The 25,427-nt window shown below is 37.3% G+C and carries 15 protein-coding genes; 9 read left to right on the top strand and 6 right to left on the bottom strand.

The window, feature by feature from the left end; translation table 11 throughout:
* The 3 genes from A3854_RS03230 to pbpC form a co-directional block, all read right to left on the bottom strand.
* The coding region (locus A3854_RS03230) for a valine--tRNA ligase (RefSeq protein ID WP_084041290.1) at positions 1-2,231 on the bottom strand (2,231 nt) is incomplete at its 3' end.
* A gap of 122 nt (positions 2,232-2,353) precedes the next feature.
* Positions 2,354-7,474 carry an alpha-2-macroglobulin family protein gene (locus A3854_RS03225; RefSeq protein ID WP_084041289.1) on the bottom strand — a complete coding sequence of 1,707 codons (5,121 nt, stop codon included), beginning with the start codon at positions 7,472-7,474 and terminating at the stop codon, positions 2,354-2,356.
* Between the two features lies 1 nt (position 7,475).
* Positions 7,476-9,644 carry a penicillin-binding protein 1C gene (pbpC, locus tag A3854_RS03220; protein ID WP_084041288.1) on the bottom strand — a complete coding sequence of 723 codons (2,169 nt, stop codon included), beginning with the start codon at positions 9,642-9,644 and terminating at the stop codon, positions 7,476-7,478.
* Positions 9,645-9,709: 65 nt separating this feature from the next.
* Here pbpC and A3854_RS03215 point away from each other — a divergent pair, with 65 nt between their 5' ends.
* The 5 genes from A3854_RS03215 to A3854_RS03195 are packed head-to-tail and all read left to right on the top strand — an operon-like array spanning position 9,710 to position 16,764.
* Positions 9,710-11,743, top strand: a complete 2,034-nt coding sequence (locus tag A3854_RS03215; RefSeq protein ID WP_084041287.1) for an ATP-dependent helicase — start codon at positions 9,710-9,712, stop codon at positions 11,741-11,743.
* A gap of 54 nt (positions 11,744-11,797) precedes the next feature.
* Positions 11,798-12,991, top strand: a complete 1,194-nt coding sequence (locus tag A3854_RS03210) for an efflux RND transporter periplasmic adaptor subunit (RefSeq protein ID WP_084041286.1) — start codon at positions 11,798-11,800, stop codon at positions 12,989-12,991.
* Positions 12,992-14,920 (top strand): MacB family efflux pump subunit, encoded by a 1,929-nt coding sequence (locus A3854_RS03205; protein ID WP_084041285.1) that lies wholly within the window; start codon positions 12,992-12,994, stop codon positions 14,918-14,920. It abuts the gene before it with no gap.
* Position 14,921: 1 nt separating this feature from the next.
* Entirely contained in the window at positions 14,922-16,268 is a 1,347-nt protein-coding gene (locus tag A3854_RS03200) for a TolC family protein (RefSeq protein WP_084041284.1), read from the top strand.
* 4 nt (positions 16,269-16,272) lie between these two features.
* Complete coding sequence (locus A3854_RS03195) at positions 16,273-16,764, top strand: flagellar protein (protein ID WP_084041283.1); 492 nt, start codon at positions 16,273-16,275, stop codon at positions 16,762-16,764.
* Positions 16,765-17,272: 508 nt separating this feature from the next.
* On the opposite strand, the gene A3854_RS03190 is transcribed toward A3854_RS03195, so the two are convergent.
* Both A3854_RS03190 and A3854_RS03185 read right to left on the bottom strand, forming a co-directional pair.
* Positions 17,273-17,704, bottom strand: a complete 432-nt coding sequence (locus tag A3854_RS03190; RefSeq protein ID WP_084041282.1) for a GatB/YqeY domain-containing protein — start codon at positions 17,702-17,704, stop codon at positions 17,273-17,275.
* A gap of 30 nt (positions 17,705-17,734) precedes the next feature.
* Entirely contained in the window at positions 17,735-18,637 is a 903-nt protein-coding gene (locus tag A3854_RS03185; protein ID WP_084041281.1) for a Ppx/GppA phosphatase family protein, read from the bottom strand.
* 130 nt (positions 18,638-18,767) lie between these two features.
* Between A3854_RS03185 and A3854_RS03180 the strand changes: the two genes are divergently transcribed.
* On the top strand, positions 18,768-20,306 hold the full coding sequence (locus tag A3854_RS03180; protein ID WP_084041280.1) for an inorganic phosphate transporter: 1,539 nt from the start codon (positions 18,768-18,770) through the stop codon (positions 20,304-20,306).
* A gap of 103 nt (positions 20,307-20,409) precedes the next feature.
* Here A3854_RS03180 and A3854_RS03175 read toward each other — a convergent pair whose 3' ends face one another.
* On the bottom strand, positions 20,410-22,983 hold the full coding sequence (locus tag A3854_RS03175; protein WP_084041279.1) for an ATP-dependent Clp protease ATP-binding subunit: 2,574 nt from the start codon (positions 22,981-22,983) through the stop codon (positions 20,410-20,412).
* Between the two features lie 207 nt (positions 22,984-23,190).
* Here A3854_RS03175 and A3854_RS03170 point away from each other — a divergent pair, with 207 nt between their 5' ends.
* The 3 genes from A3854_RS03170 to purS form a co-directional block, all read left to right on the top strand.
* A complete protein-coding gene (locus A3854_RS03170) occupies positions 23,191-24,507 on the top strand; it encodes a S41 family peptidase (RefSeq protein WP_374057394.1) in 1,317 nt (438 codons plus the stop codon).
* A gap of 17 nt (positions 24,508-24,524) precedes the next feature.
* A complete protein-coding gene (gene purC, locus A3854_RS03165; protein WP_021091373.1) occupies positions 24,525-25,235 on the top strand; it encodes a phosphoribosylaminoimidazolesuccinocarboxamide synthase in 711 nt (236 codons plus the stop codon).
* Positions 25,236-25,243: 8 nt separating this feature from the next.
* Positions 25,244-25,427 (top strand): phosphoribosylformylglycinamidine synthase subunit PurS (gene purS, locus A3854_RS03160; RefSeq protein WP_084041277.1); only part of this gene is annotated, 184 nt, incomplete at its 3' end.

Genomic DNA, 25,427 nt, shown 5'->3' with positions numbered 1-25,427 from the left:
TCGATGGTCGCTTTTGCACGGCGAATAGCCACGATCGCTTCGATAACTAGCTCAAATTTCTTTTCAACCTCTAAATTTCGCTCTTTTATCTCTGGATAGCTCGTAACCATTATTGATTTTGCATTTTCAAGCTGTGTGCCGCTAAGCTCTTGAAATAGATACTCTGAAAGAAACGGCATAAAAGGATTTAGTAGTTTCATCGCCTCTTTAAATATACTTCCAAGCTCTTTTACGCTCGCTTTATCAGCCTTGCTAAGCTCAATACCCCAGTCGCAAAACTCGTCCCAAAGGAATTTATAAAGTGTGTTTGCTGCGTCATTGAAGCGGTAGGCGTCGATATTTTCGCGTACCTCTCTTACACACTCGTTAAAGCGGCTATTCATATAAATTCCAAGCTTTGTTTGAAGTTTGATATCCTCTAAATTTTCAAATTTACTCTCATTTAGCATGAGATATTTGCTCGCATTATAAAGCTTGTTGGTGAAATTTCTTACTTGCTTCATCTTGGCGTCACTTAGCTTGATGTCGCGTCCTTGAACGGCTAGAAGTGTTAGCGTAAAGCGCAAGATATCGGCACTATACTCATTTATGCTATCAAGCGGGTCTATGACGTTGCCAAGGCTTTTACTCATCTTTCTGCCGAATTCATCCTTTACAAGCGCGTGCAGATAAATATCATCAAACGGCAGCTTGTCAAGGGCATTTTCACCCTGAAACATCATCCTAGCAACCCAGAAAAATAATATATCAAAGCCAGTTATGAGAAGATTGTTTGGATAAAACTCAGCGAGGTCCCCCTCAAACCATTTTTCATTTTTTAGCTCATTTTCATTGCCCCAGCCAAGTGTGCTAAATGGCCAAAGACCAGAGCTAAACCACGTATCTAGCACGTCTGGATCTTGGTGAAAATTTTTACTTTTACACTTTTTACACTCGCATGGCTCATCCTCGTCAGCCCACATATGACCGCAATCATCGCAGTAAAATACTGGAATTTGATGTCCCCACCAAAGCTGACGTGAGATACACCAGTCTCTTAGCTCTCTCATCCACGCGTTAAAGCTGTTTATCCAGTGTGGTGGGTAAAATTTTGCAAGACCCTCTGAGACCTTTTGTATCGCTTCATCTGCGATCTCTTTTTTGACAAACCACTGCTTTGAGATATATGGTTCGACGACGTTTTTGCAGCGATAGCAGTAGCCTACTTGATTTTCGTAGTCTTCTATCTTTTCAACATTGCCAAGTTTTTCAAGCTCGGCTACTACGATATCTCTAGCCTCAAGCCTCTCAAGACCTGCAAATTTATCGCACTTGTCGTTTAAAATGCCTTTTTCATCAAATACGGTGATAAACTCAAGGTCGTGCCTTTTGCCAACTTCGTAATCGTTTTGATCATGCGCAGGCGTGACCTTAACAAGGCCTGTTCCAAACTCCATATCAACGTGCTCATCTGCGATGATCTCGATCTCTCTATTTATGATAGGTAGTACCACCTTTTTGCCGATTAAATTTTTATAGCGCTCGTCGTTTGGATTTACCATTACGGCGGTGTCGCCAAAGTAGGTTTCTGGACGAGTTGTTGCAACAACAACAAATTCACTTGGCTTGTCTGCAAAATAATATCTCAAATGATAAAGCTTGCCTTTATTCTCCTTGTGCTCGACCTCGATGTCAGAAAGCGCCCCATCATGCGTACACCAGTTTATCATGTAGTTTTTCTGAACGATCAGCCCTTTGTCGTATAAATTTACAAAGGCTTTTTTCACAGCTTTTCTTAAGCCCTCATCCATGGTAAATCTCTGGCGTGACCAAGCTGGAGTGATGCCAAGTTTTCGCATCTGATGGACGATCATGCCGCCGCTTTTTTCTTTCCACTCCCACACTTTTTCTACAAATTTCTCACGTCCAAGCTCTTCTTTTTTGATACCTTGGGCTAAAAGCTGCTTTTCAACGACGTTTTGAGTGGCGATGCCAGCGTGATCAAGTCCTGGCTGCCAAAGTGTCTTGTAGCCGTCCATTCTTTTGTAGCGCGTCATTATGTCTTGCAACGTGAAGGTTAACGCGTGTCCGATGTGAAGCGAGCCAGTCACGTTTGGAGGTGGCATCATAATGCAAAATTTACGTCCATCTTTTTGGATATCTTTGTTCGCGTCTATCTCGAAGTATCCGCGTTCTTCCCAAATTTTGTAAAATTTATCTTCTATCTCTTTTGCATTGTAAAATTCTGCCACTTTTGTCTCCTCAGTTTCGTTTAAAAAATGCTTAATGTTATCTAAAATTTGTTTAAAAAAATCTTTGCAAAAGTGGGGAAATATGGGCTTGGGGCGGTTAAACGCCCCAAAATTTATATGGCTTATTTGACAGTAAAGCTTCGCTGAGCTAGGTCGTAGTCGTTTTGTCTTTCGTTATACATATTTTCAGTTGTGACTGCACCAAGCGAGCATTTGCCGCCAAGTCTTACACGATAAGGTGTGTAAAGCACAGCCTCTCTCTTGTCACTATCTAGTGCATAAAAACTTAAAACGCGATCATCTTTTATGCTCTGATATTCAAGCTCAATGCTATCTTTAAGACTCTTATTAAAGCCACTTAGATTTTCATTTATTGGCTCAAAGCAGCTACTTACTATCTCGTTTATTACACCATTTTTAACCATAGCTTTAGAATTTATCACTATTTTTGAATAGACAACATCATTTACTCTTAGGCTGTCAAGACCTAGCTCTTTGCCTTTTTCATCGACAAACGTTCTATAAATATCAAGCTCTTTTGGCTCTATTTTATGCTTGATCTCAAGTGGCACATAAGCGTAGCTTAAGATGGAGGCATATAGCTTGTTTTCACCAAGTGGAGTGATGGTAAAATTTCCATCTTTTGCTGTAAATGATACGCTTAAAAGGCCGTCAAATTCTTTGCTTTCGCCATTGTAGCTAAGTTTAAATTTATTATTTTTCTCGCCAACATCTTTGCCAAAGTAGGCATTTAGCGCTCTAAGTGTAAAAGCGCGCTCCTGCGTTGAGCTAAGCTCATTTAAATTTGTGATCAAGAAATTTGCAAGATCATCTGAGTAGTCGTTTTTCTCAAAATATTTTGCGTGCAGATACAAGATAAATGCATTGTCTCTCATCTTTGAGCCAAAGTTAGAATAATCCCTGCTGTAATCAGCTATCTGAGCTTTTTTAATATCTTTTAGCGCCACCTTTGCTTCGTCATTTAAGCCGTTAAGCTTTAGAGCCGCTGCCATTAGATATTTATTAAGTGCAGTCGTATTGTAAGCTTTGTGGTCATAAATTTTATTTAGCACTGATTTATCAGCAACATTTGCGCGGGAGCTTACATAAATAGCATATAGGGCTTCAATGTCTGTGTTTGTATATTTTAAGAGCGAATTTAATGCTCTTTGCTTTACATTTTTATTTAGCTCATATCCAGCCTCTTCAAGATCAAGCAGCACATCAGTTGCATAGATCGAAGCAAATGCATTTGTACTACTTAGATCGCTCCAGTAGCCAAAGCTACCATCTGGTTTTTGCATCTTAATTAGCTCACTCATACCGCTTGCAATAAATCTCCTTTGATCATTTTTTTCAAGCTCATCTTTTGGCTTTAAATTTAAAAGTGCAAGCAGTCTTGAGCTCCTTTGCTCCGCACATCCATAAGGATACTCGACTAAATTTTTAGAAGCTGCTAATAGCACGCTTGAAACCGAGCTTGACGCATCCATACTAACATTGTGAAAGCCTTTTGGAAGCGAGATCATGCTCTCTTTGTCAAAGACGCTACTTTTTGCATAGGTGCTAATCGTATAAGGATTAACCACATCAAGTAAATTTTGAGCTGTTTTTGAGCTGTTTTTGTCGCTTATTGTTATATTGTATTCGCCAGCTCCAGCTTCAAGAGCTGAAATTTTAAATGTAAAGGCTTTATTTTCAAGCGGCTTTAAATTTACATTTTCTTTTGTTTTGATGTTTAAATTTTTACTGCTAGCCACTTTTATGGTTAAATTTTTATCCTCATTTGTTGTGTTTATGAGCCTTAAGTTTGCATTTAGCTCATCGCCTTTTAACAGATAAACTAACGCACTTGGCTTAATAATCACATCATCTTTTACTAAAATTTCTTTATTTACTGCATTCATGCTATTTTCATTATTTGCCACGACATCTACTCTAATGGCAGAGTTAAAGCCATTTGGCGTTTTAAACTCGTATGAAATTTCACCATTATCGTCAGCTTGAAGGCTTACTAAATTTGCGTATGTTTTTATATTTTTGCTATCAATAGGGCTAGCATGTTTTGCCATTTTTGCCTCCATGGCAAGTGCAGCCATATCGCCACCAAAGCTTAAAGTTTTGCCCTCAACCTTATAGTTTGTGAGCATATTATAAATGTCATAGTCAAAGACGCCATCTGGTAAAATTTTGTCAAAAAATTTAAGTGGATCAGCTGGCTTTTGTGACGTTATATCAAGCACGCCAACATCTGTGATAAATAAATTCACATAAGCTTTTGGCTTTGTTTTTAGAGAAATTTTTATGTTTTCATCGCTTTTTGCCGTGTTTGGCGCATCAAGACTTAGATCAAGTACCCTTGATGACTTATCAGCTTTAGCATAAACCTTGCCGTAAGTCCTAAACGGAGTTAATCCGCCATCTGTCATACGGTAGATATTTGCACTCACGTAAAGTCCACTAAATTCAAAGTCAAGTTTAAATTTCACATTTGCTGAGTTGTTTTTTATCTTAACAACCTTGTAAGCTTTCACGCCACCATCTTCAAGTGTAACAAGAGCGATGCCTTCTTTTATAGCTGAGCTTATATCAGCACTTAGTTCATCGCCTTTTTTGTAGATATTTTTATTTAGTTTGATTTGAGATTTGCTAAGCTCTTTTGTTGGTGCTAGAGTCGAGTAGTTGTAGCCACTTACGTCCATATCAAGGCTTGTGCTTGCTCCACTTACTAGATTTGTAGCGATGATCACATATGAGCCGCTTTGTGTAAATTTGTAGCTAAACTCGCCATTGTCTTTATAAAAATTATCCACATCTTCTAGCGTTTGAAACCACTTTATATACCCATTTGCATCTCTTTGGTATTGCCAAGTAACGCGTTTTATATCAAATTTTAAATTTGATTTTACGGCCTTTTGACTTGACATATCTACTACAACCGTTCTTATTTTTACATCTTCGTTTGGCTCAGCAAATGTCGTGCTTGCTGTGATACCAACCATATCTTTATAAGGATAGAGCGTAAAGCTTTTTGTGTCGCTTAAATTTTTGCCATCATCATTTACATTAAAATTTATCACGCCTGTTATGATAGAAGAGGCATTTTTAGTGCTAAAGCTAAGATCTATCATTTGGCTTGATTTACCATCTTTTGAAAGAGTGAGATCGTTTTCAAAAGATGGATAAGCGCTTGGTTTTAGCGTATTGTTTTTAAATTTATACTCTTTAAACTCGCTATTTTTATATTCATCATCAAAAAAGCTCACCTGCATACTGCCATCAAGCTCGCTAGCAGCGCCACCAAAGAGATAGTTACTAGCTAGATTTGCTCTAATAAGCTCATTTGCGAAAAATTTATCCCTCTCAAGCGTTATCTCATTTTTTATCCTATTTGGCATAAAACTCTCAACAAAAAATGGCACATTTGAGATCACTTTGCTTGCGTAAATTACTTGCATATTAAATCTACCGCTTAGATCGCTTAGTATCTCTTTTTCAAAATTTACCATGCCAACGTCATTTGTATTTTTTGAAATTTCAGCACTACTTTTGCCTTGTGGATCGAAAAATTTTATCTTTATAGGCATATTTTTTAAAGGATTAAAATCTCTATCTCTTAGATAGATTGTGCCCTTTAAACTCTCATTTGGTCTTATGATATTTGAAGCAAAATGAACGTACGCATCAATACTCTCACTAGCATTTTGACTCATAAATTTCGCTTCATTTAGCGCTTCGTCTTCTTTTAAAATAAGAAAATTTTGCTCTTTTCCAAGGGAGACAACTACCGAAGAGATATCTTTATAAATATCTTTTTTGTTAAATTTAAAAACGCCTATATCATTTGTCGCACCAACTGCGATTTCTTCGTTCTTTTTGCCATAAATTTTCACATTTGCATTTGGAAGCATTGTATTTTCGCCAAGACGATTTGCAAATACGAAAATTTCATCCTTGCCAAGCTTTGCATTTACGGCGATATCGCTTAGATAGACTACTTTTGAGACGCTCTTATCCTTGCTGTAGTTTAAATTTATCTTATAAACGCCGTCTCCAGCTCCAGCAAAGTCAAGTTTGATTTTATTTAGAGAAATTTCATTTAATGCGCCATCAAGTTTATAGCTTTTGCTTGCCACTTTTGTGCTGAAGTTGCTTAACTCTTCGTTATTGTCATTAAAATTTAAGAAATATCTAAAATTTTGATCGCTTAGCTTTTCAATGCTTACATTTAACTCAGGCAAATTTGCACTTCTGATACCGATTTCGCCAACACTTGAGATATATGGCTCATTATTTATAAAATTTGCAAATGGAGTAAAATTGCCAGCTACTACTTCATAGCTACTTTCTTCTCTTACTACATTTCTATCATCGCCAAAACCGGGTTTAATTGTGATTTCATAACTATTTTGTGGCTTAAAATCGTCACTTGTAATATCAATGTAGTAATAATATTCGCTAAGCTCTGAGTTTTCTTCATAGTTGTCACTATATTTAACGTCACTAATGCTAAAGTTTTTTACGCCTTTAATGTTTATAAATTTTTTTAAGTTAATGTCGTCATCAAGCCAATTTTTTAAATAAATTCTAAAGCCCAAGATGCCATTATCAAGGCTTACTGGATAAATTTCTGGTATCTCAAGACTCTTTGCATTATCATTTATATTTACGCTTTCTTCGCTTATTTCATCGGCAAAATTTACTATCGTTTCACCTGAAAGCGTTGCGCCAAATTTGCTCTCAAATTTTTCACCAAAATCAAAAACTGGATTGCTTAAATTTTTATCAAGATTAAGCTCAAAGCTATTGTTAGAAAGCTCAATCACTTTAAATTTCGCATCTTTTACAACAATATTTTTGATAGCTTCAATATTTACTTCATCATTAAATTTAACTATATATTTGCTATCGCTTATTTTTTCTATCTTTGTTAGCTCAAATTCTTTCGTGGCAAAACTAGCAGTGCTTCCGTTTTCAAGCTTGCAGCTATAATCCAAACCAGCATGCATATCTTTTGTAAAAAGCAGCAGGCTTTGATTATTAAATCTAACCGTACCATTTAATGCTGGTTGGCACAAAAGTAGCTTTTTATCGCTTAGCATACCAACAAAATTTTTATCAACTTTATCTTCTAGTCCAAACTCTACGCTTAGTGGCGATTTTATCTGCGCAGTGCCATTTAGGCTCAAAGCATATAAATTTGTCATTCCCAAAAGTGCTAGAAGTGCTACTTTTTGCCACATTTTATCTCCTTATTTTTATTGTTATTTCACTTTGATTTGAGTTTTGATCAAGGCATTTTATGCTGTGCTCACCAAGAGTTAGATCAAACTTTTTTTCGCTTGCATTTTCTATCTTAGAAAAGTTCAAATCATCTATTTTTAGGTAAATTTCATCGCCTAAAAACGCGTAGCATTTTACCATAACTTGTGTAATATTTTCATCTGTCACTATCTCTTCATTGTCATATGGATAGGCAAAAACTGGCTTTTTATCTTTAAAAATTTCAGCACAAGGACTTTTTTGTATCTCATCTTTATCCAAAAGCTCATTTTTAACCAAAAAATCAAGCTCTTCGCCTCTTAAACTTTCGCATTTATCTTTTAAATCTACACCCTTTATCCTATCATCAAGCGCCATTTTTTTACACTTTTCATAGTTAAAGGTATCAAGGCAGGTTGGCACTTTTTCAATGCCATCTGGCTCACTCATAAATCTTAACTTCTCTTTTTGAGCAATTATCTTAAATATATCAAAAAGACTCTTTGATACATCATTTAGTCCTGTTAATTTATCGGTTTTACTGGCATTAAAATTTCCAATCCAAATAGCAATTGTGTAATTTTCATCAACGCCTATTGCGTAAAGATCACGTGAGTTTGCGCTTGTGCCAGTTTTAAAAGCGATCTTTGGCGTATTTTGGGCGTACTGCCAAGCATTTTTTAGATACGATCTTGAGGCTTCACTTAGCATTTTAGCGGTTAAATAGGCACTTTGAGGCGAGATTAGAGTTACATTTTTCTCTTCATTTTTGTAGTTTTTTCCTGCAAACTCAAGTGGTCTATAAATGCCGTCATTTGCATAAATAGTATAAAGATGAGCAAGATCAAGCAGGCTCATTTCAGCACTTCCAAGCGTTATAGAAGCTCCATAATACTCCTTATTTTCATCTACTAAATTTACCTTTTCAAGTAGTTCGTAAAGCGAATTGTCTTTTAGCTTTAAGTTTAAATTTATAACTGGGATATTTAGACTAAAATTTAGAGCATCTTTCGCACTTACGATACCTAAAAAATCATTACTAAAATTCTTTGGAGCATACTCTTTTATATAAATTTGCGTGTCTATTAACTGCGAATTTGGCGTTATAAGCCCACTATCAAGCGCAAGTGAGTATATAAAAGGCTTTAATGTGCTGCCAGTATTTCGCTTCATATTTAGAGCTGAGTTTTTGCCATCACGTGCGTGCTCATCGTGTGAGCCGATAAAGGCTACGACACTCATTTTTTTATTATCAATGACCACAGCTGCGGCGTTGTTTGCATTTTTAGCCTTTAGCAAAAACATCGCATCTTTTAAAATTTTAAGCATATCTTTTTGTAAATTTAGATCCAAACTCGCTTTTGAAATTTGGTTTTTAAAGGCGACATTTGCATAATCTTCCGCTGTTACGATAGCTTTTGCTCTTACATTTTTAAATGGCTCAGCCTGTGCTCTTTTAAAGGCGCTAAGATCTATTAAATTTGCCTTGTAAAGCATCTTTATGACCCTGTTTTTTAAGGCATTTATGTTTGAAACGCGGTCTAGTCTATTTTTATTTGGATTTTTAGGTATTGTGCTTAAAAGTGCTGCCTGAGCGTAGCTAAGCTCGTTTAGCTCCTTGCCAAAGTAAAAGAAACTTGCCGCCTTTGCACCCTCGATGTTACCGCCATATGGGGCTAAATTTAGATAAAAATTTAAAATTTCATCCTTGCTAAAGTGAAGCTCAAGCTGAAAAGCTCTAAAAATTTCTCTTATCTTGTTTTTATAGCTCCTCTCATTTGGTTCAAGCATCCTGGCCACTTGCATCGTGATAGTGCTAGCGCCTATGCGGTTGTCTCTTTTTAGGTTGTGAAAAAATGCTCTAAAAATGGAGGCAAAATTTACCCCAAAATGGTAGTAAAAATACCTATCCTCAAAGAGTACGACGCATTGTTTTAGCGAGCTTGGGAAGCTTTGCTCGTGAAATCTCCAAATTCCATCGCTACTAAGCTTCATATTTATGATCTCGCCATTTTTATCAAGCAAAATTTTGGCTTCGTCTTTTTTAAGCACATCTAAATTTAGTGGATAAATTTGATCAAGTATCAAAAAAATAGTAACCACTAAAGCCAAAAATAGGGCAAGGAATTTTAGAAATTTAAACTTTTTCATCCGCGTGATTATAGCTGTTAAAGTTTAAGTAGCTATAATTAGCCCTTTTTAAAAAAGAGGAAACAATGCCCTTATCTAGGTTAAACAAAGAACAATACACCGCCGCAACTGCGCCATTTGGACACAATCTCATCATCGCTTCAGCTGGCACTGGCAAGACTAGCACGATTGTCGCACGCATCGCTCATCTACTAAATTTAGGCGTAAAACCAGAGAAAATTTTACTTCTAACATTCACCAACAAAGCAGCCAGCGAGATGATAGAGCGCTTAAATAGATATTTTGATAAACAAATCACCTCCAAAATCACCGCAGGCACCTTCCACTCGGTCTCATTTTCGCTTTTAAAAAGCCTTGATAAAGGCGTCACGCTAAAACAGCCAAGCGAGCTAAAGACGCTTTTAAAAAGTCTTGTTGAGAGGCGTAAATTTTACCATTTAAGCGACGTCAAGCCTTACGGCGGGGCATATCTATACGACCTTTATTCGCTATTTCAAAACAGTGAGCAAGGCACAACATTTGGTAAATGGATAAGCGATAAGAGCGAAGAGCAGGGCGTTTACGCTGAAATTTATGAAGATATTTTAGAGGAGTTTGAGGCTGAGAAGGCCAAATTTGCTTACGCTGATTTTAACGACCTTCTTATAAAAATGCGCGACGAGCTAAAAAAGGGAGCAAATTTAGCTTATGATGAAATTTTGATCGACGAGTATCAAGACACAAACACGCTTCAAGGCAGCCTAATAGACGCATTTGCGACAAAGAGCCTCTTTTGCGTGGGCGATTTTGACCAGAGCATCTACGCATTTAACGGCGCAAATATCGAGATAATAGGCTCGTTTAAAGATCGCTTCCCAAGCGCAAATATCTACGCTTTAAATGTAAATTACCGCTCAAGCTCAAGCATACTTGCCCTTGCAAACAAGGTCATAAACAACAACCCAAGGCTTTATGAAAAGCACCTCACAGTTAGCCGCGAGGGAAATTTCAAGTCTCCAAGGCTACTTGTCTATAACGAGCTTTTTGATCAGTATCAAAACATCTCTGATATCATCTCGCTTTCGCCATTTAATAGAGAAAATATCGCCATAATTTTTAGAAATAACTCATCAGCGGACGGTATCGAGGTTGCGCTAAAAGAGCGAGGTATCAGCTCAAAGCGAAAGGGTGGGGTGAGTTTTTTTGAGAGCCGCGAGATCAAGGCGCTTATCGACATCATGGGAATTTATGTCAATCCAAAAGATATAATGGCATTTATCCACATCTGCGAATACGCAAAGGGCGTTGGCAGCGCAGCTAGCAAAGAAATTTTTGATGCGCTACTTAAGCTTGGGCATGGAAATTTAATAAAAGGGATAGTTGAGCCAGACGAGAGCGTAAATATCTCATCAAATAAAAGGCGAAACTACCAGCTAGGCCTTTTTGACGATCTTGACGAATTTGCCGAGGTTTCAAGGTTTTCTAAGCTTGGCTTTAGCGATAAATTCCTAGGCCATCCAGTGCTAAAACTACAAAAGCTAAGCGAGAGTGGGGCGCAGTTTTTATATGAAATTTACAACTTTTTAAGAGGCATGAGAAATATCTCAAAGCCAGCCACGATGATAAATGAGATAAAAACTAGCAAAATTTACTCGTTAATCGTCGAAAACATCAGCACAAAAAGGGCAACTCTAAAAAACGGCAACGTCGATCTAGCTCTAAAAGAAGAGGTCAAAGAGCGCATAATGGCAAAGAGCGTGGTGCTAAGCGAGCTAGCTAAAAAATATCAAGATATCAGTAAATTTTATAACTTCTTAGCCCTTGGAAGCAACGAGATGAGCGAAGGGCAGGGCGTTAGCTTGCTTAGTGTGCATGCGAGTAAAGGGCTTGAGTTTGACCAAGTCTTTATCGTCGATCTCGCGCAAAACCGCTTTCCAAATTTAAAGCTAATGAGCATGGGTGGCAGCCTAGAAGAAGAAAGACGGCTCTTTTACGTGGCAGTAACTAGAGCAAAAGACGAGCTATATCTAAGTTATGCAAAATACGACAAGATAAAGAAGGTGACCTACCAACCAAGTAGGTTTTTGATAGAGGCTGGCATGGCAAAAGAGGAAGTTTAAAGAGAATTTTAATCTTATTAAGTAAAATTGACCAATTTTTTACAAAGAGAAGTAATGAAAAAATCTAAAATTTTAATAATCCTGCTTATTTTAGGCGTCGGTGGATATTTTATCTATGATAATTTTTTTAAGATAAAAGATGAAAAGGTGGAATTTATTACCAAAAAGGCAAAGAAAGGTTCATTCAGTAAAAAAGTCGATGCGACTGGAGAAATTTTCGCCACCGAGCTAGTTGATGTGGGTGCTCAGGTGAGCGGCCAGATAAAAAAACTCTACATTAAGCTTGGAGATCAGGTCAAAAAAGGCGATATGATCGCAAGTATCGATAGCTCGACCCAGCAAAATAGCATAGACAATAAAGAAGCTCAGCTTGCTATCTACAAAGCTCAGCTTGAAAGCGCAAAAGTGGCTCTAAACATTGCAAAAACGCAGTTTGATAGAGAAAAAGCACTCTTTGCCAAAAACGCCACTTCAAAACAAGAATTTGAAAGCGCAAAAAATACTTATAGCGCAAATAGTGCCAAGATAAAGGAGCTTGAAGCTCAGATCAAGCAGACAAATATCGAGCTAAGTACTGCTAAGATAAATTTAGGCTACACAAAGATCACCGCCCCAAGAGATGGCATAATAGTAAGCGTGCAGGTTGAAGAGGGACAGACTGTAAATGCTAATCAAACTACGCCAACTATCGTAAAGATCGCAGATCTTAGCTATGTTAAGATGAAGATGCAAATAGCCGAGGGCGACATCACAAAGATAAAAGTTGGCACGCCAGTTGAATACTCGATCCTCTCTGAGCCAACGAAAAAATTTCAAACAACGGTTAGCTCAATCGACCCTGGCTTAACGACATTAAGCGATGGTAGCTACGGCTCTAGCAGTAGTAGCAAATCCACAAGCTCAAGCACTTCAAGCAACTCAGCTGTTTATTATTACGCACAAAGCATAGTTGAAAATAAAGATAAAATTTTAAGAATAGGCATGACAACACAAAATGAGCTTTTAATAGCAAATGTAAAGGACGCTATCATCGTACCAAGCATCGGCATCAAAAGAGATGAAAACGGCACATTTGTCTATGTTTTAAAAGATGGCAAAGCGGTAAAAACAGCGGTCAAAACTGGCATAAAAGACAACCTCGATACGCAGATCATTAGCGGTGTGAACGAGGGTGACGAGATCATCACATCACAAGGCTCAGCGAGCGAAATAGCCAAGATGATCGAAAAAGAAAATAAGAAGTTTTAAGTGATAAATCTAAAAAATATCACAAAAAGCTTTAAGCTAGGTGAGAATGAAATAGAAATTCTTCATGGCATAAATTTAGAGATAAAAAAGGGCGAATTTATAGCCATTATCGGTCAGTCTGGCTCTGGTAAATCAACTCTGATGAACATCCTTGGTTGCCTTGATAGCCCAAGTGGCGGGCAGTACTTGTTAGAGGGCAAAGATATATCAAAATTTGATAGCGACGCACTTGCTAAGCTTAGACGAGATAAATTTGGCTTTATCTTTCAAAGATATAACCTTCTTAGCACGATGAACGCCCTTGAAAATGTCGCACTTCCTAGCATTTACGCAGGGGCAAATAAGAGCGACCGAGAAAAAAGAGGAATGGAGATTTTAGACTCTCTTGGCCTTATCGAAAAGGCTAAAAATTTACCAAATAAACTCTCAGGCGGACAACAGCAAAGAGTATCCATAGCAAGGGCACTAATGAATGGCGGTGAGATCATCTTGGCTGACGAGCCAACAGGAGCGCTTGATAGCAAAAGTGGGCTTAGAGTGATGGAAATTTTAGTGAATCTTTACAAAAAAGGTCACACCATCATCATCGTCACGCACGATCCAAAGATCGCCGAGTACGCGAGTAGAGTGATCGAGATAAAAGATGGCAACATCGTAAGTGATAATATAAAAAATAGTGAAATTTTTGAGGCCAAAAAGCAAACTCAGCCAGAAAAAAGTAAATTTACATACTATAAAGATCAGCTAATTGAAAGCTTTAAAATGTCAGTAAATGCGATGCTAGCTCATAAATTAAGATCGCTTCTTACTATGCTTGGTATTATCATTGGCATCACTGCAGTCATTAGCGTTGTAGCTCTTGGCAAAGGCTCACAGGAGCAAATTTTAGCTGGTATCAGAAAGATCGGTACAAATACGATCGACATAATGCCAGGAAAAGGCTTTGGCGATATGCTCTCAGGCAGGGTAAAAACGCTCTCTATAAGTGATGCGAATATGCTCTCAAAGCAGTCATTTCTGGACTCAGTCACTCCAAATACAAGTACTTCAGGCATACTAACGTATGAAAATATCTCCTTAACAGCGACACTAAAAGGCGGTGGAGTAGGGAGCTTTGACGTAAATGGACTAAAACTAGAAAAGGGAAGAATTTACGATGATGAGGAGGTTTTAAACTCAGATTCTGTCACACTAATAGATCAAAACACCAAAAATAGCATATTTAAAAACGAAGATCCTATCGGTAAGATTATTCTTTTTAACAAAAAGCCACTTCGCATTATAGGCGTTTTGCAAAAAGATGAGTTTAAAATCGGCGATGCTAGCTCACTTAAAATTTATGCTCCATATACGACTGTGATAAACAAGATAACGGGCGATAAATTTATTAGCTCAATAACCGTAAAAGTAAATGAAAGCGTAAATGCTCAGATCGCAGAAAAGAGCCTAACCGATCTTTTAACGATAAAACACGGCAAAAAAGACTTCTTTACAAGAAATTCTGATAGCATCAAGCAGACTATCGAAGAGACGATATCAACCATGCGTCTTCTAATATCAAGTATCGCCGTAGTTTCACTAGTGGTTGGTGGCATAGGCGTGATGAATATCATGCTAGTCTCGGTCACCGAGCGCACCAAAGAGATAGGCATAAAAATGGCGATCGGAGCTAGACAGAGCAACATCTTGCAGCAGTTTTTGATAGAGGCGGTGCTACTTTGCCTTATCGGCGGAGCTATTGGTATAGCCTTTTCCTACGCTATTGGCTACATTTTCAACAACTTTTTAGATGGTTTTAGCATGATCTTTTCAAATGGCTCAATCGTACTTGCACTTGTCACGTCGATGGCAATTGGTATCATCTTTGGCTACATGCCTGCCAAAAATGCCTCAAAACTAAATCCAATAGATGCGCTTTCAAGGGAGTAATATGAAATTTCTAAGCCTAGCTTTAGTGCTCGTTTTAAGCGGCTGCGCTGTTAAAAATATAGATGAAAACTATAAACAAATTTTACTTGAAGATAACGCCAGCCAGGAGCTAAATTTAAACACTTCTTGGTGGAAAGAGTATCATCAAAGCTACCTTGATGAGCTTGTAGAACTTGCGCTTAAAAATAACACCGACCTTACAAAAGCAGCGATAAATGTAAATAAAGCACTCGCTCAAGCTGGAATTTTGGAGGCAAATTTAATCCCAAGCTTTAACGTTGGCATTGAGGCATCAAGCAACAAAAATATAAAAGAGGGTGGTGCTTCTAGCAGAAATTTTGGCTCAAGCATAGGGCTTAGCTACGAGCTTGATCTTTGGCAAAAGCTAGCAAATAGCAAAGATGCAGCGATGTTTGAAGCTGATGCTACTAAATTTGATCTGGAAGCTAGCAAACTAAGCGTGATAAACTCCGTAACAGACGCTTATTTTCAAATTTTATATCTAAACGAGAGCATAAAAACTTATGAGCAAATTTCAGAAATTTATAATGAGCTAAATAAGATAGTTAGGCTAAAATTTGAGCTTGGCAAAGAGGAGGCGCTAAGCCTAAAACAGACAAACTCACAGCAACTAAGCGCTCAAAATAAGATAGAAAGTGCCAAAAAAGAGCTAGTGAGTTCTAAAAAAACGCTTAGGATTTTGCTAAATGAGAGGCCAGAATTTGAGCTTAAATTTGAAGACCTCATACTAAGTCCCGTTAAAAGAGTGGGCGTTGATCTAGATGTGCCAACAAGCGCCATAGCAAACCGACCTGATCTAAGAGCGGCCATTTACCGCATAGAAGAGGGCATCCTAAACTATAAAGCTAGTCAAAAAGATTTTTATCCAAGCATCGCGCTAGGAGCTAGCATTAAAAGTAGTTCAAGCACAAAAGAGGGCGCATTTAGCCTTAAATTTCTAAATGGCAACATAGCTCTGAATTTACCATTTTTAAACTATTACAAGCTAAAGTCAAATTTAAAGGTTAGCGAGGCAAATTTCGAGCTTGCAAAGCTAAACTACATAAGCACTCTAAATAGCGCATTAAACGAAATAGACGCATTTTACAAAGGCTATCTAAACGACGAAGCGCTGCTTATAAACTATCAAGAGCAGATAAAAAACTATGAGGAAATTTCAAAAATTTACGAGCTAAAATACTCCTACGGCAAAGTCGAGCTAAAGCAGTTTTTGGAGGCTAAAAACAGCGAGCTAGAGGCTAAAATAGGGTTATTAAAAGCAAAATACACGCTTTTACAAGACGAGCTAAATATCTACAAAGCCATGGCAGGCAAATTTAATAGGTAAATTTATGAGCTCGGCTTGGGACTATGAGGCAAATGCGTGTAGCAGTGATGGCAAATTTAGCGCCAAATTTGAAGGCTGCGAGGTCGCTATGGGCGCTCCAATCCTTGGCGAGCTACGACTTTTTATAAATAGCAAGCACTGTCTAAAATTAAAAAATGAGCCTTCAAACCACGAAAAAAGACTATCAAATTTGGATCAAAATTTAGTCAAAGATGACATCACCCACCAAATTTTACTTAGCGAAAGAGCTACTGCTTGCTTTTTGTTTTCAGAGGACTCTAAATTTCTAGCTTTTTCTGAATGGACGGCAGATAAAATGCAGATCGTAAAGGTAGTGCACCTAGCCGATATGAGCATAAAAACTGATAATAGGCGCAAAAGAGTAGTGGAATTTCTCTCATTTGATGATGGCTTGCTTGAAATTTTAGACTCGCCGATCTTTATGCCTAAAAATTACACACTGGATATCCGCACACTTTTTGACGATAAAATTTAATTCTTGAGCGAGCACTTTATGTACATTTATTGCAGTTTTTGCAAGGTTAGTGCTCCGCGCTTAAAAGCAAGAACCATAAACTCCAAAGATAGCTCTTGCTCACTTTTTCAAAATAGGGTAGATCAAATTTCAAGTTATATATAAGATAAATACAAATTTCACATTTTTTGAAAAGTGTAAAATTTAACTAATTTTCTTACAAATATTTTTATGTCAAATTTAATGGATAAATTAAAATCATACAAAAGATAAAATCCAAAATAAGCCTATAAATCAATATTTAAATTCATATAAAAGAAAAAATAAAAAATTAAAATAATAATTTGAAAATTATAGTTTTCAATACAAATATATAAAAAAGCTTGTATTTTACCTTTTAACATATTCGTATTAAGTATTATGCTTTTAAAATTATCTTTTTAAAATGAAAGTCTTATTTGATTTTTTGAAAGCTTACAACATTTAGAAGTAAGTTTTCAAAATTAGAAGTTTTATAAGATTGTGGATTTTAATCCAAAAGCTCTTTTGCGATCATACTTATGCGTTTTGCTTCAGCACTTGCTCCGATCTCATCTTTTGCTATTTTCATTACAGTGCCTAAATTTTTACCAGCTCTTTCAATAATCTTTTTTATTTTCTCTTTAAGCTTTTCATCGCTTAGTTGTGCTGGCAAATATGCCTTAATAAGCTCAATCTCACCCTGCTCTTTTTTAGCCAAATCCTCCCTAGCACCTTTTATATAAAGCTCAACTGAGTCAGCCCTCTTTTTGATCTCCTTTTGAAGTAGCGGAAGTACCACTTCATCAGTCATTTCGATCCTTTGATCAACTTCGATCTGCTTAAGTGCTGCATTTAGCGTTCTTAAAGTATCTCTTTTAAACTCATCTTTTGCCTTCATAGCCTCTTTTATATCAGCTAAAATTTGCTCTCTTATACTCATTTCCTCTCCTTTAAATTTTTGAAATATTAACTAAAAATTTGTGATAATTTCTTGAAATTTTCCTTGCAGATAGGCTACTCCAACACCCTCTCTAAGCCCATCGTCAATAACTAAAAATTTTGCTTCTTGCCCACTTAAAAGCTCCTCTAAAAGCAAGGCTCCAGCGATGAGTGGATACTTTCTGTTTCTTCCAACCGCCACGTCAGCACTCTTATCATCCATCTTTAAAAGCTCATTTACAAACCAGGCAAGATCATTATCTCTAAGCTCAAATCCGCTTACTTTTTTTGGATCATAGTTCTCATAGTTAAGTCCAAGTCGTAGCGCTGAGATAGTAGTTGGTACACCAGAAGTCAGCACGATAAATTTATTTTTTAAGCTATTTAAAAATTCTCTTGCATCTTTTGTATAAAATTTTGCATTTTCTTGCATTAAATCAAGTGTTTTAAATTTCTCAAAAAATGTAATAATGCCAAATTTAAAACTCATAAAATTTCCATCTTCACCAATCTCTGAGCTTGCTCCACCGATGTCAATGACGCTAAAATTTTCACTGATTCCAAGCTTTTTAAAAGCATTTTGAACACCCAAAAATGTAAGCTTTGCTTCGGCTTTGCCACTGATGATATGAAAATTTATGCCAAATTTATCTCTTATCTCGCTAAAAATTTCCTCGCTATTTGACGCTACCCTAAAAGCCTCAGTCGCGACTGCTACGCATGTAAATTTATCAAAGTCAAATTTATTTTTAGCCTCTGTTATCGCTTCAAAGAGCCTATTTTTAGACTCATCTGCTATCTTGCCACTTTCATTTAGCCCTCTAGCAGCTCCTACTATCTTTTCGTAAATTTGCTCATTACTAAAGCCATTTTGCTCTTTTTTGACAAGCGCTACGCGAAATGTGTTTGAGCCAAGATCGATCGCTATAATCAAAATTTATCCTTAAAAATTTTTACAGATTCTAACATATGATAATTTAGTATCATTTAAAGTTGAAAAATTCTAAAAACTTTAATATTTTTCAAGATATAATCCCTATCAAAAACCTTATAAGGGGGCTTGATTGCTTCGAGATAACTTATTAGCATTTGTTATTTTTGCAATTTGTAGCGTTGGATTTTTCGTTTGGGGTTATCAGTACATCCCGACAAATAACTACTTTTTATTCTTGATCGCTGGCATGTTTGGTCTTTTTATGGCTTTTAATATCGGTGGAAATGACGTTGCAAATAGCTTTGGCACAAGCGTTGGCGCTAAGACTCTTACGCTTAAGCAAGCTCTCATCATCGCAGCTATTTTTGAGCTTAGCGGTGCGATATTTGCAGGATCAGAGGTTACAAATACGATTAGAAACGAGATCGTGAAATTTCCAAGCGATCTAAACCCGATGAAATTTGTCATCATCATGATCTCAGCCCTTCTTAGCTCAGGCCTTTGGCTATTTTACGCATCCAAAAAAGGTCTACCAGTCTCGACCACTCACTCGATCGTTGGTGGCATCGTTGGTGCAGGACTTGCTATGGGTTTTATGATAAAAGATCCAGAACCATTTAGCATGGTCTCATGGAGTGAGATCGGCAGGATCGCCGTAAGCTGGGTCGTCTCACCACTGCTTGGCGGCGTGATGTCTTACATAATATTTGGCTACGTAAAAAGTAAGATTATTGAGCCAACACATGAACTTAAAATGAATCTAAAAGCTCTAAAAGCTGAGCGAAAAGCTTATAAAGAAAGCTTCATAAAAGCACTAAAAACAAAGCCGGCTGAGGAGCAAATAGCTACTCTTTCAAAGATTGCAGTTATCGATGAGGACGAGATCGAAACCACTGAATACAGCGAGTATCGCTCAAAAATCCGCATTATGAAAGATAGTGAAAAAGAGATAGATACCTTTAAAGCGATGAAAAAGCACATCCCGATCATCGCTGGATTTGCAGCAATGGTCATCTCATCGATGATGCTTTTTAAAGGGCTAGAGCATATAAATTTAGCCTTTAGTATCATCCAAACCGTCTGGATCATCTTTGTGATTGGGGCTCTAGCGTATCTTGCAAGCCTTGCTATTATAAACGTCATGAGCAAAAATGATAGCGAAAAGAGCATCAATAGAATTTTCTCATGGTTTCAAATTTTTACCGCTTCATCTTTTGCATTTTCACATGGTGCAAACGATATCGCAAACGCAGTTGGACCATTTGCAGCCGTACTTGATGTGCTAAAAACTGGCTCTATAAACGAAAGCTCACCCATACCAAGCATCGCAATGGTAACCTTTGGTATCTCGCTTGTCGTTGGACTTTGGTTTTTAGGTAAAGAGGTGATCACCACTATCGGCTCAAAACTAGCTGAAATTTTACCTACGACTGGCTTTAGCGCCGAGCTTGCCTCAAGTATCGTCATACTTCTAGCCACAAAGCTTGGCATACCAGTTAGCTCGACGCATATCCTAATAGGCGCAGTTTTAGGCATCGGCATCGTAAATAAAAATGCAAACTGGAAAATGGTAAGACCAATCATTCTTGCTTGGCTCATCACGCTTCCAGCAGCTGCTATCTCATCAGTTATATTTTATTTTGCCCTTGCTAAATTTTTAGGCGTTTAGATATATTTTTAAATAACGAAAACCGCCCTATTTTTAGATATTTTTTGTATAAATTTATATGAAAGCTTGGCAAGTTGATCCAACCTGCCAAGTAAATTTGAAGTTATTTTTTCTTAATAATGATCTTCTCGCCATCGCTATCAATGGTGATCTCATCGCCACTTTCAAGCTCATCTTTTAAGATCATATCAGCGATCTTATCTTCAACTAGCTCATAAAGCGCTCTTCTAAGAGGTCTTGCGCCATAAACTATGTCAAAGCCAGCTTTTGCGATAAATTTCTTAGCCTCTTCGCTTAAAACTGCCTTGATACCGCGGTTGTGAAGAGTTTTTTCAAGCTCTTTAAACATGATCTCAACGATAGAGATTAGTCCTTGTTCGTTTAGAGGATTAAATATGATAGTATCATCAAGACGGTTTAAAAATTCTGGTTTAAAGTAGTTTTTAAGCTCGTTTTTAACAGCCACATCACGATCTTCGCCCTTTAGCTCCATTATGAAATTTGAAGCGATGTTTGAAGTTAAAATGATGATAGTGTTTTTAAAATCAACCGTTACACCTTTGTTATCAGTCGCACGTCCGTCATCTAAAATTCCCAAAAGTATGTTAAATACATCTTTGTGAGCCTTTTCAACCTCGTCAAAAAGTATGACCGAGTAAGGTCTTCTGCGAACTGCCTCTGTTAGCTGACCGCCCTCATCGTAGCCTACATATCCTGGAGGCGCACCAAGAAGCCTACTCACGCTATGTTTTTCCATATATTCGCTCATATCAAAGCGGATAAGCGCCTTCTCATCATCAAATAAGAACTTAGCCAAAGCCTTAGCAGACTGAGTTTTACCAACGCCTGTTGGACCAAGAAATAAAAACGAACCAATCGGCCTTTGACCCTCATTTAGCCCTGCTTTGTTTCTCTTAACAGCACGTGCAAGTGCGTGTAGTGCGTCATCTTGACCGACAACACTCTCTCTTAGATGCTCTTCGATGCGCAGATATTTCTCTTTTTCGCTTGTTAGCATCTTTTTAACTGAAATTCCAGTCCATTTGCTCAAAATTTCAGCCACAAGCTCTTCATCGACTTGATTTTTAAGAAGCACGCCCTCTTTTTTCATGTGCTCCCATTTTTCTTCAAGCTCGTGTTTGTGCTTTTTAGCGTCAGCTATTTTGCCGTATTCTATCTCGGCAGCCTTTTGAAGATCGCCATTTCTTTTTGCTATCTCAGCTTGTGATTTTAAGCTATCGATCTCTTTTGTTGCTTTTGAAATTCCGCCAAAAACAGCCTTTTCGTTTTCAAATTTAGTATCAAGCGCTAGCTTTTTCTCATTTAGGTCAGCTATCTCTTTTTCGATCTCGCCAAGTCTTTCTTTATTTTTATCCGCATCCTCCATCTTTAGAGCTTCTTTTTCTACTTGAAGCGTTACGATCTCGCGTTTTATCTTTGAAAGCTCGTATGGCTCGCTCTCTATTTGCATCTTAAGCTCTGCTGCTGCCTCATCTATAAGGTCGATCGCCTTATCTGGCAAGAAGCGGTTTGCGATGTAGCGGTCGCTTAGCCTTGCTGCGGCAACTAGCGCACTATCTGTTATCGTGATGCCGTGATGAACTTCAAGGCGCTCTTTTATACCACGTAAAATTTGAAGTGCCTCATTTACGCTTGGCTCTTTGACGTCTATTGGTTGAAAACGTCTTTGAAGTGCTGCATCTTTTTCAAAGTATTTTCTATACTCTTTTAATGTTGTCGCACCAACAGCGTGAAGCTCGCCACGTGCAAGAGCTGGTTTTAGGATATTTGCAGCGTCCATTCCGCCCTCGCTCGCACCAGCTCCAACTATGGTGTGAATCTCATCTATAAAAAGTATGATATTGCCAGCTTTTTTAACCTCGTCGATGACAGCTTTTAGTCTATCTTCAAACTCGCCTCTATACTTTGCACCAGCTACAACTGCACTCATATCAAGCGCGATGACACGCTTGTTTGCAAGGCTTGTTGGCACATCGCGAGCAACTATCTTTTGAGCCAAGCCCTCAACGATAGCTGTTTTACCAACGCCTGGTTCGCCAAGCAAGATAGGGTTATTTTTGCTCTTTCTTATTAAAATTTGCATCATTCTAGTGATCTCTTCATCACGGCCGATGACTGGGTCAAGCTCTTTATTAAGCGCTTTTTGTGTGAGATCGATGCCAAATTTTTCTAAGCTATCAAGCGTATCATCGCCAGTTTGGCTATCTATTTTTTTACCGCCTCTTATACTCTCAAGGTTCTTTTTGATCTCCAAGATATCGCAAAATTTACTTAAAATTTGTTTAATCTCACTAAGTTCAAGAGATGAGATGATCCATGTATCAACAGCTATGTAGCTATCGCCCATGCTTACCATCAAAGCTTTTGCATTTTCAAGAGAGTTTATAAGCTCTCTTGAAACTGAAACGTTATCTTTTGTAACGTTTGAGCTGCTTGGAAGTGAAGAAATTTTACTTTTTACTTCAAGCTCGACAGCATCTTTACTTACATTCATTTTATTAAACACTTGGTTTAAAATGGAATTGCTATCTGCAAGCAAAGCCCAAAAAATATGAAGTGGAACAACTTGCGGATTTTTAGAAAATATCGCTAAACTAATACCTTTTTCAAGAGTTTCTTGCATCTGAGCTGTTAAATTTTCTGTTATATCAGCCATTAAATCTCCTTGGATTATTTTATATGATCGCCATTATATAACTTTAGTCTTATATTGTCAAGTATTTTTATAATGCTTGTCACTCTTTTTATTTAATTGCTAAAATTTACCGTTATAAATTTGTATCAAAAACTATCCAAAAGTAAAAATATAAGCTTAAATTTATACTTTTTTTAGCCAAAAGCTAATAGAATTGAGCCAAAAATTATAGGAGAAATTTTGAATAAATTTAGTAGATTTTTTGCACTAAAAATTACAGGTGCTTTGCTTATCTCAAGCGTAGCAGTGAATGCACTTTTTGCTAAAACTGAAGACGAAGCAAGTGCGAAGCTTGAAGCACTTTCAAAGCTTACAAAAACAATTTCAACCGTTGAAAAATACTATGTTGATGATATTAAATTTAAAGAGATCATTGATAAAGCCATAGCAGGGTTAATGCAAAATTTAGATGCTCACTCAAGCTTTTTAAACGAAAAAGCTTACAAAGATATGCAAGTGCAAACAAGTGGAGAATTTGGTGGCCTTGGCATAACAGTTGGCATGAAAGATAGCGCACTAACCGTTATTTCACCGATAGAAGATACCCCAGCTGATAAAGCAGGTATAAAATCAGGCGACATTATCTTAAGGATAGATGGGAACTCAACTATCGGCACAACGATAGATGAAGCTGTAAATAAAATGCGTGGCAAGCCAAAAACTCCAATAACTATCACAATTTTGCGAAAAGGTGAGCAAAAACCATTTGATGTAAAGATCATAAGAGATCTTATAAAGGTTGAGTCTGTCTATGCAAAAATGATAGAAAATGACAACATTCTTTACGTGCGTGTCACAAATTTTGACAAAAATGTTGTTACAAAGGTAAAAGAAGCGATCAAAGAGTATCCAAAAGCAAGTGGCATCATACTTGATCTTAGGAATAACCCTGGCGGACTTTTAAATCAAGCTGTCGATCTGGTTGATCTTTTTGTAGATAACGGCGTCATCGTCTCTCAAAAAGGTCGCTACGCATCTGAAAATGTAGAGTATAAAGCAAGTGCTAGTAAAACTCTTTCAAAACTACCACTTGTTGCACTAGTAAATGGCGGAAGTGCTAGTGCTAGTGAGATCGTAAGTGGCTCACTTCAAGATCATAAACGTGCTGTAATAATCGGCGAAAACACCTTTGGCAAAGGAAGTGTTCAAGTAATCCTTCCGATAGATGACACCGAAGCATTAAGGCTAACCATCGCAAGATACTACTTGCCAAGTGGCAGAACTATCCAAGCAGTTGGCGTAACACCTGATGTAGTCGTGCATCCTGGCAAAGTGCCGCAAAGTGACGATAGTGCATTTAGTATCAAAGAGAGCGAGTTAAAAGCGCACCTAAAAAGCGAGCTAAACAAGATAAATCCTACAAGCGAGGGCAATAAAACTGAAGCAAAAGATGATAAAAAGATAATCACGCAAAAAAAAGTTGATGAAGATATTCAATTAAAAACAGCAATTGACACGATCAAAATTTTAAAAATAAAACAATAAATTAGAAGGAGATCTCCATGCAAAAAAGAGAGCTTATTTACGAGGGAAAAGGTAAAAAAATGTATGCCACAGACGATGCAAATTTACTTGTGGCTGAATTTAAAGACGATCTAACAGCATTTGATGCTCAAAAAAGAGGCAACGAAGCTGGAAAAGGCGCATTAAATAATAAAATTTCAACACAGCTTTTTAAGCTTTTAGAGAGCAAAGGCATCGTGACTGACTTAGTTGAGACTATTAGCGACACTGAGCAAGTAGTCAAAAAATGCGAGATCATACCTCTTGAAGTTGTTGTTAGAAATATCGCAACTGGTTCACTAAGCAAAAGACTTGGCATAAAAGAAGGCACAGTTTTACCTTTTACACTTGTTGAGTTTTACTACAAAAACGACGATTTGCACGATCCATTAGTAACCGATGAGCACTGTATCATTATGGGATTAGTAAAGAGTGAAAAAGATCTTCAAACTCTAAGACACACAGCAAGAGAGATCAACTCTATATTATTTAAATTTTTTGCCGAAAGAGATCTAAAACTAGTTGATTTTAAAATAGAATTTGGTATCGACAAAGATGGCAATATCATTTTAGCTGATGAGATAAGCCCTGATAGTTGTAGATTCTGGGATGCTAAAACTAATGAAAAACTTGACAAAGATAGATTTAGACAAGATCTTGGTAGCGTAAAAGTTGCTTATGAAGAAGTTTTAAGAAGAATTTTATCATAAGGACAAAGATGAAAGCTGTTGTAAATATAGCATTAAGAAGTGGGGTCCTTGACCCTGCTGGCAAAGCAGTAGAGCACGCTTTAAATTCTCTCGGATTTAGCGGCGTATCAAATGTCAGGATAGGCAAACAAATTGTTTTAGATATTGATGAGAGTGATAAAGCTAAAGCGAATGAGCAGCTAAAAGTGATGT

Source organism: Campylobacter concisus (assembly GCF_002092845.1).
GTDB lineage: Bacteria > Campylobacterota > Campylobacteria > Campylobacterales > Campylobacteraceae > Campylobacter_A > Campylobacter_A concisus_AQ.
This window is presented reverse-complemented; position numbering and strand designations above follow the sequence as displayed.